The 12,156-nt window shown below is 58.9% G+C and carries 12 protein-coding genes; 4 read left to right on the plus strand and 8 right to left on the minus strand.

What is annotated here, in order from left to right; genetic code table 11:
• Positions 1-31: 31 nt before the first annotated feature.
• The 5 genes from DWX75_RS12025 to citD all read right to left on the minus strand — a co-directional run bounded on the left by DWX75_RS12025 (position 32) and on the right by citD (position 4,267).
• Positions 32-286 (minus strand): hypothetical protein, encoded by a 255-nt coding sequence (locus tag DWX75_RS12025; RefSeq protein WP_147671616.1) that lies wholly within the window; start codon positions 284-286, stop codon positions 32-34.
• A 93-nt stretch (positions 287-379) separates the two neighbouring features.
• Positions 380-1,315, minus strand: coding sequence for a triphosphoribosyl-dephospho-CoA synthase CitG (gene citG, locus DWX75_RS11550; protein WP_233519600.1), 936 nt, complete (start codon positions 1,313-1,315; stop codon positions 380-382).
• 169 nt (positions 1,316-1,484) lie between these two features.
• On the minus strand, positions 1,485-3,044 hold the full coding sequence (gene citF / locus DWX75_RS11555) for a citrate lyase subunit alpha (protein ID WP_118016461.1): 1,560 nt from the start codon (positions 3,042-3,044) through the stop codon (positions 1,485-1,487).
• Between the two features lie 12 nt (positions 3,045-3,056).
• Positions 3,057-3,968, minus strand: coding sequence for an aldolase/citrate lyase family protein (locus DWX75_RS11560; RefSeq protein WP_118016462.1), 912 nt, complete (start codon positions 3,966-3,968; stop codon positions 3,057-3,059).
• A complete protein-coding gene (gene citD, locus DWX75_RS11565) occupies positions 3,965-4,267 on the minus strand; it encodes a citrate lyase acyl carrier protein (protein WP_118016463.1) in 303 nt (100 codons plus the stop codon). The genes DWX75_RS11560 and citD overlap by 4 nt, the downstream gene beginning before the upstream one ends.
• A 315-nt stretch (positions 4,268-4,582) precedes the next feature.
• Here citD and DWX75_RS11570 point away from each other — a divergent pair, with 315 nt between their 5' ends.
• The 4 genes from DWX75_RS11570 (at position 4,583) to DWX75_RS11585 (ending at position 8,654) form a co-directional block, all read left to right on the plus strand.
• Entirely contained in the window at positions 4,583-5,470 is an 888-nt protein-coding gene (locus DWX75_RS11570; protein ID WP_118016464.1) for a LysR family transcriptional regulator, read from the plus strand.
• Between the two features lies 1 nt (position 5,471).
• Positions 5,472-6,545 (plus strand): [citrate (pro-3S)-lyase] ligase, encoded by a 1,074-nt coding sequence (gene citC, locus DWX75_RS11575; protein WP_118016465.1) that lies wholly within the window; start codon positions 5,472-5,474, stop codon positions 6,543-6,545.
• Between the two features lie 33 nt (positions 6,546-6,578).
• A complete protein-coding gene (citX, locus tag DWX75_RS11580; protein ID WP_118016466.1) occupies positions 6,579-7,094 on the plus strand; it encodes a citrate lyase holo-[acyl-carrier protein] synthase in 516 nt (171 codons plus the stop codon).
• Between the two features lie 141 nt (positions 7,095-7,235).
• Positions 7,236-8,654 (plus strand): anion permease, encoded by a 1,419-nt coding sequence (locus DWX75_RS11585; RefSeq protein WP_118016467.1) that lies wholly within the window; start codon positions 7,236-7,238, stop codon positions 8,652-8,654.
• A gap of 88 nt (positions 8,655-8,742) precedes the next feature.
• Here the strand turns inward: DWX75_RS11585 and ttdB are convergent, their stop codons facing one another.
• The 3 genes from ttdB to gdhA form a co-directional block, all read right to left on the minus strand.
• On the minus strand, positions 8,743-9,354 hold the full coding sequence (gene ttdB / locus DWX75_RS11590) for a L(+)-tartrate dehydratase subunit beta (protein WP_118016468.1): 612 nt from the start codon (positions 9,352-9,354) through the stop codon (positions 8,743-8,745).
• Positions 9,354-10,253 (minus strand): L(+)-tartrate dehydratase subunit alpha, encoded by a 900-nt coding sequence (gene ttdA / locus DWX75_RS11595; RefSeq protein ID WP_118016469.1) that lies wholly within the window; start codon positions 10,251-10,253, stop codon positions 9,354-9,356. Before ttdA ends, ttdB begins: the two co-directional genes overlap by 1 nt.
• A 229-nt stretch (positions 10,254-10,482) precedes the next feature.
• Complete coding sequence (gdhA, locus tag DWX75_RS11600; RefSeq protein ID WP_118016470.1) at positions 10,483-11,832, minus strand: NADP-specific glutamate dehydrogenase; 1,350 nt, start codon at positions 11,830-11,832, stop codon at positions 10,483-10,485.
• Positions 11,833-12,156 lie beyond the last annotated feature (324 nt).

Consider the following 12,156-nt stretch of genomic DNA (forward strand, 5'->3'; position numbering starts at 1 on the left):
GAGGCTGTGGACAAAATGATTTTACATTTTGTCACAGCCCCATTTTTTTGCCTTCTCCGCGCACGGTCGCGAAGCACAGGATGCCTTCCGGCTTCAGCACACAGCTAAATGCGAAAAGGCGGGAATGAGGGAGCAACATTGCGCGAAGTCGGCTGGCTAAAGGGATTTTTTCCTTTTTAATGAACCCCGACGAATGTACGAAACGCGCGCTGCTTGAACGACGCACATTCGTCAGGAAGCTAGAGAGGAAAAAATCCCTTCTTAACGCCAGGCGCCAACGCTCCACTTATGCTCCCTCGTTCCCTCCATGCCAGCAACGCTGAGCCTACATCTCGGAACAAAGCCTTCCCCGCACAGCGGTGGATGAGGTCAACAGCCATTACGCAAAGCCGTTTGCCGTGACGGGCTCTGCCTGGTGGAGGCGGCCCTGCTCGAAACGGCGCTCGAGTTCGTAGAGAAAGTGCGTCACGGCCAGGAGGTCGGCGCTGCCGCCGGGGCTGATCCAGCGCTTTGTGAAATCCTCGTCGAGCGCGCGGATGGCTCGGCAGCCCGCTTCCGTGTGCATCCCGTCGAGCATCGCGACGTTGCGCGCGGCCTGCTGGGCGTAGCGCAGCGCCGCCATATCGTGACGGCCGAGGATATTTGTGTCCATATTGCTGCCGATGAGCGCGAGCAGCGTATCACAGAGCGCGTCATTCACGCAAAAGCCCTCCTCGCGGCGGCGGCGGTAGACTGGCATGGCGAAGAGCCGGACCGTGGCAAAGCCACTTTCCGCCTCGCCTCGTACCCCCGTCACGCCGTAGCGCAGGAACATGGCCTCGCCCTTCGTGCGCTCCTCTGCGGGCTTTTCCTCCACATGCGCGTAGGCCGCAGCCGTCAGGCCCTCACACATCTCGGCCACGAGTATGCAGAGATGGTCCGTCGTCAGCGCTTCGCCGCGCTTCATGGCCCAGCCGGCCGCTCCTGCAAGCAGGCCGAGGCTAAAAATCATGCCCTTGTGGGTGTTGATGCCGTTTGTTGCCGCAAACATGCGCCGCTCCGCCACGATGCCGGCGGCCTGCAGATACGGCAGCAGCGAGGCGGCGGCTTCCGCCGCATGGTCGGCGCCGATGCGCGCGAATTCATCGAAGCTGCGGCGCAGTGCCGTGGCCGACGAAAGGAACGTAAAGAAATCCATATCACGGTGGGCGCCATTCGTCGCGCGGTCCACCAGTCCCGGCTTCGGCGTCGCCGAAACCTCACACAGCATGGCTTCATGAGCCAGATCACCGATTGCGGAAATCTGCATATCTTCAACCTTCCCTTCCTGAACCATATCCTCTGCTCCTCCTGACAGCCGATGACAATATGCGCTTTACCTGTGTCTGCCTCTCAAGCATACCATATCCGCCGGCCGCCTGCACCCTTATGCAAGGAAAGCGGCCGCCGGCACATGCCGGCAGACCGCCCCCTGAAGGTTAGAATGTATCGTTTTTCCTCAACGCTCAAAGCTGCAGCGGCTTGATCTTGCGGATGACATCGAGGATCGTGCCGTCGCGTGCCTCGAGGACAGCGATGACCTTGTCTTCCCACTCGAGATCGTCCGGCGTGCCGACAAGGCTGTACGCCTTCTCCTGCAGGGCTTCGATCGTCGTATGCTCAATGCCTGCTTTGTCGAGGCACTCGATGAGATCCTGGCGGCGCGGGTTGACGGCAATGCCGTAATCCGTGACGAGGACATCGACGCAGTCGCCCGGCGTCGTGACCGTGACGACCTTCTTGCAGACCGTAGCCATGCGGCCGCGGACGAGCGGCGTGACGATGATGCAGCACTTGCTGCCTTCAGCCGTATCCGGATGTCCGCCTGGCGCACCGCGCAGCACGCCGTCCGAGCCCGTCAGGACGTTGACGTTGAAGTCCGTATCGATTTCAAGAGCAGCGAGCACGACGAAGTCGAGCTTGTTGACGTAGGCGCCCTTGTTGGCCGCGCTGGCGTATTCGCTCGTCGAAATCTCGAGATGCTTGTCTGGATGCTCTTCGAGATGCTTGATGGCCTTCATGTCGAAATCCTGCGTATCGAGCAGCTTGCCGACAAGACCCTTGTCCATGAGGTCGCAGATGTTGCCGCCCATGCCGCCGAGCGCGAAGCCCATCTTGATGTTCTGCTCAACCATGTACTCCTCGAGGAAGCGGTTGACGGCGAGCGACGGGCCGCCGACGCCCGTCTGGAAGGAGAACCCGTCCTTGAAGTACGGCGTCGAAGCGATGACCTTGGCACAGTTCTCAGCCATCATGAGGTTGCGCGGATCCTGGGTGATGCGCGCTTCCTTCGTGCCGATCTTCGTCGGATCGCCGATGGCGTCGACGACGACGACAGCATCGACATCGATGGAGCTGATCGGCGACGGCATGTTCGGGAACGGAACGAGCGTATCCGTCACGACGACAACATGGTCGGCATAATGGGAGTCTGCCACAGCATAGCCCATGGCACCGCAGTTGTGCTTGCCGCCCGTGCCCTTGGCATTGCCGTAATCATCCGACGTGGAAGCGGCGATGAAGGAAATGTCGATGTGGAGCTCACCCGTCTCGATGGCGCGCGGACGACCGCCGTGGCTGCGGATGATGGCCGGCGTCTTGAGCTTGCCGGCCGAAATGACTTCACCGATGCGGCCGCGAACGCCTGAGGACTGGATGCCGATGATCTTGCCCTGCTCGATGTAGTCAGCCAAAAGATCCTGTGCGCTGCCGAGCGACGTCGTGGCAACCGTCAGGTCCTTGAGGCCCATGTCCTCGATGAGGACTTTCATGACCATGCTCGTCACATAGTCGCCGTTGCGGAAGGCATGGTGGAACGAAACCGTCATGCCGTCATGGGCGCCGCATTTCTCGCAGGCTTCACGGATGGAAGCCACGACCTTGCTCTCCTGCGGCTTCTCGTGGCGGATCGTCACGGGGCCGGCTTTCTTAAACGGCTTGCCGTCCATATGATATTTGCCCTGGTAGACTTCTTTGCCGTCCTTCAGGAGCTCATCAGGAATATCTCTTCCTACTGCGTTGATCATTTCTGCTCCTCCTTATAAATCGCCGTGATAGACACCGCAAGCCTTCGCGAGTGCGATGACGCGGCTGGCATCCTTGATGAAGGCGATATCGACCATCTTGCCGTTGACCGTGTAAACGCCGACGCCAAGCTTCGACTGCTCCTCATACGTGCGTACGTACGTCTCAGCCGTGGCGATTTCCTTCGGCGTCGGAGCGAGCGTCTGATGAACAAAGGCAATCTGGCGCGGGTTGATGAGGCTCTTGCCGTCAAAGCCCATGTCGTGTATCATGCGGACTTCATTCTCGAACCCTTCTTCATCATCGAGGTTCGTGAAGACCGTATCGAAGCACTGGACGCCTGCGGCGCGGGCCGACATGACGATGAGGTTGCGCGCCGTGTTGAGTTCGATGCCGCCTGGTACGTAATGCGTGTGCATGCTGCGATGGAAATCACCGGCCGAAAGGGCAATGCCGAACAGGCGGTCCGAAGCAGAAGCGATCTCATAGGCATTGAGCACGCCCTTCGGGCTCTCGAGTGCGGCCATAATGAGCGTGCGGCCTTCCTCGACGCCGAATTCCTTCTCGGCTGCGAGCACGTGCTCCTCTACCTTCTTGACATCCTCGGCGCTCTCGCACGTCGGGATGCGCACGCCGTCAGCGCCGCCGGCGACGCAGACGCGGATATCCTCTTCCCAGTGCGGCGTATCGAGGCCGTTGATGCGGACGATGACTTCCGTGTCACCGTAATCAATGGTCTTCAGGGCATGATAGAGCGAGAAGCGGGCGGAATCCTTCTGGTTCTCGGCTACGGCATCCTCAAGGTCGAGCATGATCGTATCGACGCCATAGATGTAGGCATCTTTGATGAGGCCCGGCTTCTGGGCATTCATGAACATCATCGTACGGCGCAGGCGGAAGCGCTCAGGTCTTGGACGTGGAATCATTTGATGACACCTCCCCACGGAATATTCTTGGCGGACATATCGTTGCTGCGGAATACCGCGCATTCTACACGTGCTTTGAGCGTGCAGTCAAGGGCACCCTTATCCACGACTTTGACGCGTGCATTCTTGACGCCAAGACCTTCCAGGACGGACAGGACCGTTGCCTTGATCTGACGGCCATACTGGTTCATGACGCTGGATTCCAGCGTGAGCTCGATCCCATTGGTGCCAGGCATAACCGTTACCTGAGCATCACTGGATTCCAGCGTGCCAGCGATTGCAGCCTTCTGGATTTCCATAATATCGCTCCTTTGCAAAACACCTAAGTATTGTCTGATTACTCTTTTATTAAAACGCGAAACCATTCCTTTGTAAAATGTCTCTTTTTTATACTTATCCATTCCATATATGCATGATAAAGTAGAAAAGAAAGGCTATTTACAACTTCTCCATTCTTTTATACCATAACGATAGAGAATGATATTCCCGAGGATGCCGATAAAATCTTACTGCATAATCACAGGCTATGGACGTTATCCCTATCATAATTTATAGTAGGATCATGCGGCAAAACCAGAAATGTATCGTCAGATCGTCAGAAAGGAATGATTGATTTGGATGAACAGGATTTCCACCTCTTGCAGGTCCTGAGCCGCACGCGCAACATCACGCATGCCGCCGACGAATTATACATCACGCAGTCCTCCGTCTCGAAGCGCATCCGCCAGATGGAAAAGGAGCTCGGCCTGACGCTGATGCTGCGCTCCCGACAGGGCGTCCAGTTTACGCCGGCCGGCGAGATCGTCCTGCAGCATGTCCGAAACGTCCTGCAGGAGCTCGACACCATGAAGCAGGAGCTCAGCCTCCAGACCGGGCGCATCGCCGGCACCCTGCGCGCCGGCATCTCCATCAACTACGCCATGTACCGGCTGCCGGACGAGCTCGCCGACTACAACGAGCGCTATCCGGCCGTCACCACGCAGATCACAACAGCCAACAGCCAGCACGTCTACTCGATGCTTTTGGCCAATCAAATCAACGTCGGCATCCTGCGCGGCGAGTACAGCGAATGGCGCGGCGAGCGCATCCTGCTCGCGCGCGAGCATATCTGCGCCATCACGAGCCTGCAGGACAAGGACACGCCGCTCTCGGGCCTGCCGCAGGTCTCCCGCCCGGCCGACGACGACATGGAGCGCATGCTGGCCCAGTGGATGCGTGAGAATCATCTGCAGTCATCGCCCAACCGCATCTCCGTCAACAGCACGGCTACCTGCATGGCCATGGTGGAGCGCGGCCTCGGCTGGGGCATCGTGCCGGAGATCTGCCTCGGCAATTTCCACGGTTGCGTCCGCCCGCTCTACTTCGCGAACGGCGAGCCCCTGACGCGCTCCACCTTCATCATGTACACGAAGCAGGCGCTGGAGCTGCCGCAGGTCCGCGTCTTCATCCAGCTCATCCGCGAGCACAACAAACTGAGACAAGAGAAACGGGAGGACACCTGATATGAGTGAAGTAACCAAGATTTTCCCCAGCGATACGCGCGCCATTAAGGAAGTCTCCGCCCTGCTCGAGCAGGAAGGCATCCGCCTCGACCGCAACCTCGACTACATCAGTGCCATCCGCGACGACGACTACCACATCATCGCGACGGGCAGCATGTTCCACAACACCCTGCGCTGCTTCGCCGTCGACCACCGCCACCGCGGCGAAGGGCTCTTGAACACCATCGTCAGCCATCTCATGGAACAGCAGCTCCTGCGCGGCAACCTCGAGGTCTTCCTCTACACGAAGCCGGCTTCCGCCCGCTTCTTCCACGACCTCGGCTTCTACGAGATCGCGCGCGTCGAAGGACGCCTCGTCTTCATGGAGAACCAGCCGCAGGGCTTTTCCCGCTGCCTGCAGCGCTTCCAGGACGAAACGGCAGCTTTCCTTAAAAACAGGAAACAAACGCTCGACGGCAGCAGCCGGACAGCCGCCATCGTCATGAACGCCAACCCCTTCACGCTCGGGCACCGCAGCCTCATCGAGCGGGCCAGCCGCGAAAATGATCTCGTCCATCTCTTCCTCGTCAGCGAGGACGCCAGTCTCTTCCCCTTCGCCGTCCGCCGGAAGCTCGTCACGGCCGGCATCGCGGAATTCCCGAACGTCTGCCTGCACGCAAGCGGCCCTTACATCATCAGCAACGCCACCTTCCCGAGCTACTTCCTGCCCGACGACGACACTGCGAGCATCGGCCATGCCGAACTCGACCTCACGCTGTTCGGCAAAATCGCCGCGGCGCTCGGCATCCGCCGCCGCTACGTCGGCGAGGAACCCTTCAGCCAGGTCACGGATCGTTACAATCAGGTCATGCGCGAAAAGCTGCCGGCGCTCGGCATCGAGTGCTGCGTCGTGCCGCGCCTGGCCGTGAACGGACGTGCCGTCAGCGCCTCCGATGTGCGCCAGTGCATAAAAGACGGCGAATGGGAGCACCTCCAGACACTTGTACCCCCCGCCACGTATGACTGGCTCAAGAGCGGGGATGCCGCCGGCGTGCGCCGCCGCATCGCCGCCACGCCGGACGTACGCCACCATTAACGTGTAGCGAATCACGAGAAAGGAGTCTTATCCATGCTCAACGGAACACATGTCGAACTGCCCGCGATGCTCATGGCCCGCGAGGCACGCGCTGCTGCCCAGGAGGCCTGCCGTCACGCGCATCCCGGCTGCGCGCTCATCTCCTTCGGCCTCAACATCCCCGGCCCCGTCAAGACGAATGATGACCTGCGCCGGCTCTTTGACGACGGCCTTTCATCCATCGAAGCATGCCTGAACAAACTGGAGTTTCCTGTAGTCCAGAAGCTCGAGCACCACGCGTCGACCGGCGACGAAGCCATCCTCGCCGTCGACGGGGATGCCAATGCCATCAAGGCTGCCGCCACAAAGCTCGAGGAAACGCATCCGCTCGGACGCCTCTTCGACATCGACGTGCTCGACGAGTCGGGGAACAAGCTTTCCCGTGCCGTGCCGCGCCGCTGCCTGCTCTGCGGCGAGCAGGCCCAGGTATGCGCCCGCAGCCGCCGTCATTCCGTAGAGGATTTGACCAATCGCATAAACGAGATGCTTTTGGAATACCTTCAACGATAACATCTGTATAATAACACGTTTCCATTCCATCAGGGAATGATATGGTACGAAAAATCTGACTTTTACAAAGCATTCCGATTATGGTAGAAATAAATTACATAAATCCTATCATGTTTCATATTTAAGGGAGTGGAAAAAGGAATGTCTACATCACCCAAACAAGGACTCTGGTGGAGAGCACTCGTCACCATCCTCGTGGCAGCCATGGGCTGGATTATCCCGGTCCCCGAGGGGCTGACACTCAACGCCTGGTATCTGTTCTCTATCTTCCTCGGCACCGTCGTCGGTTTCATCCTCCAGCCAATCGAGCTTGGCACCGTCGCCCTCATCGCCCTCGTGGCCTGCGCCCTGTCGGGAGCCATGACCTTCAAGCAGGTTCTTTCCGCCTTCAGCGGCAACACCGTATGGCTGATCGTCTCGGCCTTCCTGCTGGCCCGCGCCTTCATCATCACGGGCCTTGGCCGCCGCATCGCCTACATCGCCATGCGCGCCTTCGGCGACAGCAGCCTGAAGCTGGCTTACTCGATAAGCTTCTCGGAAATGATCATCGCACCGGCCATCCCGTCGAACTCCGCACGTGCCGGCGGCCTGATCTTCCCGATTGTCCAGAGCCTTGCCGATGCATTTGGCTCGGATCCTGAAAAGAGCCCGCGCAAGATCGGCGCATTCCTTACGGTCAGCGTCTTCCAGCTCGACCTCGTCATTTCCGCCATGTTCCTCACGGCTATGGTCGGCAACCCGATTGCCGTCGAACTGGCCAACCGCATCCTCGGCATCGAGATTACCTGGATCGACTGGTTCGTAGCCGCATCCGTTCCTGGTATCGTTTGCTTCCTTATCATCCCCTACTTCATCTACAAGGTTTACCCGCCGGAAATCAAGCATACGCCGGAAGCCAAGCAACTCGCCGATGCAGAGCTTGAAAAGATGGGCCCGATGTCCCGCAGCGAGAAAGTCCTCGCCGGCGTTTTCGTCCTGCTGCTCGTCCTCTGGGCTACGGCCAGCATCACGCATCTCAACGCGACGCTCATAGCCTTCGTCGGCCTCTGCATCCTGCTCGTCTGCCGCGTCATCAAATGGAGCGACGTCACGGGCGAGAAGAACGCATGGAACACCCTCGTATGGGTTGGTGGCGTCATTGTCATGAGTGATTACCTCAACCGCCTCGGGTTCATCCCCTGGTTCGCCAAGATCCTCGAGAACCAGATGGTCGGTGTCGGCATGATCGCAGCCGTTGCGCTTTCCTTCATCATCTACCTCTACAGCCACTACTTCTTCGCCAGCATGAGTGCTCACGTCACGAGCATGTATGCCGCCCTCATCACGCTCGGTGCGGCAGCCGGCGCTCCCCCGTTCGTCTCCGCGTTCGTCGTCGCCATGGCATCGAACATCTGCGGCTGCCTGACGCACTTCGGCACAGGCCCGGCTCCTGTCTACTTCGGTGCCGGCTACGTCCCGCAGAAGACCTGGTGGATGATCGGCTTCGCCATCTCTCTGATCCACATCGTCGTCTGGCTCGGTATCGGCGGCGTCTGGTGGGCGTTCCTCGGTTACTGGTAAGCTTCATCCAAACAGCACAGTCAAATGCAAAAGCCGTCGCGGCAAAACCGCGGCGGCTTTTTTTACGTCCTGCTGATGTCAGCTGATGTTATTTGATGAAGCCCACCTGGCTGGCGATCGCCTCGTAGACCTTGTCCCTGCGCTCGTTGAAGATGGCCTTGTTCTCCTCGAACAAGTTGCGGCCGTGCGTGTCGATGGAGACGATGAGCGGACCGAACTCCTTGACCTTGCAAGTCCAGAGCGTTTCCGGCATGCCGAGGTCCTTCCAGTTGGCCGAGAGGATCTTCTCGACGCAGGTGGCCGCCACGACGGCACAGCCTGCCGGAAACACGCAGTGCAGGGCCTTGTGATCGCGGCAGCCGCGCATCGTGCCGTCGCCCATGCCGCCCTTGCCGATGATCAGGCGTACACCCGTCTCCTTGATGAAGGCTTCCTCGAATTTTTCCATGCGCATCGAGGTCGTCGGGCCCACCGTCACCATCTCATACGAGTCCCCGCCAAGCGGGCGGATGATGGGGCCGGCGTGCAGGATGGCACCGTTCCTGACATCAACGGGCAGCTTGCGTCCCTCCTCGATGACGCGGCGGTGTGCCACATCGCGGCAGGTCGTGAGCTCGCCCGTCAGGTAAATGACATCCCCGACGTTGATATCCTCAAGATCTTCTGCGCTGATTGGCGTCGTGAGTACTTTCTTGGCCATCAGAAATCCACCTCCGAATGCGAATCGATTCTGTAATTGAGCTCCTTGTCGAAAACGATGTGACCGCGGCGATGCGACCAGCAGCCCACATTGACCGCGACGCCGATGACCGACGGATGGCGTGCGCTGTTCTCGATGTTGACGCCGAGCACAGAATTCTTGCCGCGCAGGCCCTGCGGGCCAAGGCCGATGGCATTGATGCCGTCCTCGAGGAGCTGTTCCATCTTCGCCGCTTTCGGGTTCTCATTGTGCGAGCCGATGCGGCGCATGAGGGCCTTCTTCGACTGCAGCGCCGCAACCTCGACCGAGGTGCCGATGCCGACGCCGACGAGCAGCGGCGGGCAGGCATTGAGGCCGTAGCTCGTCATCACATCGAGCACGAATTTCGTGACGCCCTCATAGCCCTCACCGGGCATCAGGACCTTGGCATGGCCCGGCAGCGAGCAGCCGCCGCCCGCCATGTACGTGTAGATCTCGCAGTCGTCGCGCCCCGGCACGATATCCCAGAACAGGGACGGAATGCCCTTGGCCACGTTCCTGCCCGTGTTGTACTCGTCAAACGTCTCGACGGCGTTGTGGCGCAGCGGCGCATCCTTCGTCGCCTGCACGACGGCCTCGCGCAGCAGTGCGGGCAGCTGTGCCATATACGGGAACGCCGAGCCGCAGTTGATGAAGAACTGGATGGCGCCCGTGTCCTGACAGCTCGGACGATTGAGCTTCATCGCCAGCTCCTGATTCTTCTCCATCGTCTGATAAATGGCCTTCGCGAGCGGCTCTTCCTCCTGTGCGGCCAGTTCGGCAATCTTCGCGCGCACATCATCCGGCAGTCGCTTGCCCGTAAAGGCCAGGAACTTCGCCATGACATCGGTCATATGCGTGACAGCATCTTCTCGTAACATATGCTCATCCTCTCCTATCCTGATTGGCTCTCAATCATCATGAATCGTACGGTCCTGCGGAAGATTTCCGCTTCCCGCTTGTTGATTTTATTATAGTCCGGCACTTAGTATAAGTCGAATACAAATATTTTTATAAATAGCATAATCTTTTCCCTATACAGTAGGATAAAAAAATACCGGCCACCTGAGGATGACCGGTAAAAGAGGTGAGAAAATGATTCTATTCGGCTCAGACGAGGCCCTGAGCCAGCATGACCTCGGCCACGCGCAGGAAGGCCGTTATATTGGCACCGGCGACGAGGTCGTCGGGGTCTGCATACTGTTCAGCATTGCGGCGGGCATTCTCATAAATATTCTTCATGATCGCCTTGAGGCGGCCATCGACCTCCTCAAATGTCCACTGCAGGCGCTCGGAATTCTGCGCCATCTCCAGCGCTGAAACGGCCACACCGCCCGCATTGGCCGCCTTGGCCGGAGCGAAGAGCACTTTGTGCTGCTGGAAATACGCGATGGCATCGAGCGTCGACGGCATGTTCGCGCCTTCGCCGACGGCCGTCACGCCATTGGCGACGAGTGCCTTCGCGCTCTCGAGATTGATCTCGCCCTGCGTCGCACACGGCAGCGCCACATCGCACGGCACCGTCCAGACGCCGCGGCAGCCCTCGTGATACGCAGCCTTGGGATGCGTATCGACATACTCCCTGATGCGGCCGCGGCGCACCTGCTTGATTTCCTTGACGGCCGCAAGGTCGATGCCGTCGGGATCGTAGACGTAGCCGTTGGAATCCGAGCACGTCACGACTTTCGCGCCGTACTCCTGTGCCTTCTCGATGGCGTACGTCGCCACATTGCCGGAGCCCGAGACGACGAGCACCTTGTCCTTGAGGCTGATGCCCTTGGCATCGAGCATGTTCTTGACGAAGTACAGGAGGCCGTAGCCCGTCGCTTCCGTGCGGGCAAGCGAACCCCAGTAATCGACACGCTTGCCCGTGAGCACGCCGGCGTCGTAGCGGTCGCGGATGCGCTTGTACTGGCCATACAGATAACCGATCTCGCGGCCGCCCACGCCGATATCGCCGGCCGGCACATCGACATCGGGGCCGATATGACGGTAGAGCTCCGTCATGAAGCTCTGGCAGAAGTGCATGACTTCGTTGTCGCTGCGCCCATGCGGATCAAAATCCGAGCCGCCCTTGGCGCCGCCGATGGGCAGCCCCGTCAGGGCGTTCTTGTAGACCTGCTCGAATGCCAGGAACTTCAGCACATCGAGCGTGACGCTCGGATGGAAGCGCAGGCCGCCCTTGTATGGTCCTATGGCACTTGACATCTGTACGCGGTAGCCGCGGTTGATCTGGATGCGTCCCTGATCATCCTGCCAGGGAACGCGGAACGAAATCGTGCGCTCCGGCTCCACCATGCGCTCGAGGATCTTCTGTTCGCGGTACTCCGGATGATTCTCGAGTACCGGCACGATGCTCGAGAATACCTCGGACACCGTATCGTGGAACAGCTTCTGCTCCGGATCTTTCTGCTCGATGCTCGCGAGGACATCGGCCACATACTGTTTCATATCGGACAAAATAACCCCTTCCTTCCGTAGTCTGCCCTTTTCCTGTCTGTTTTCCATACATGCTGCACGTTTACAATATTACAACTGCAAACCTTACAAAATCAGTATACTATACTCCTGTCGTAAAGTATATATGATTAAAAAAAGAAGTATTATTCACTTTATTCGTGAAAATATCCGACGGATAAACGAATAAACGGAGCGGGAATGCCGTCAGATATACAAAATATCACGCGGGGATGTGCCTGTTGGTTCAATTAAAATGCGGCCAGGAATCTTCTCACTTCAGTCTGGAGAGGAATGGCCGCAACGGTAGTCACTTGGAATACTGAT

Source organism: Mitsuokella sp. AF21-1AC, assembly GCF_003458855.1.
Taxonomy (GTDB): Bacteria; Bacillota; Negativicutes; order Selenomonadales; family Selenomonadaceae; genus Mitsuokella.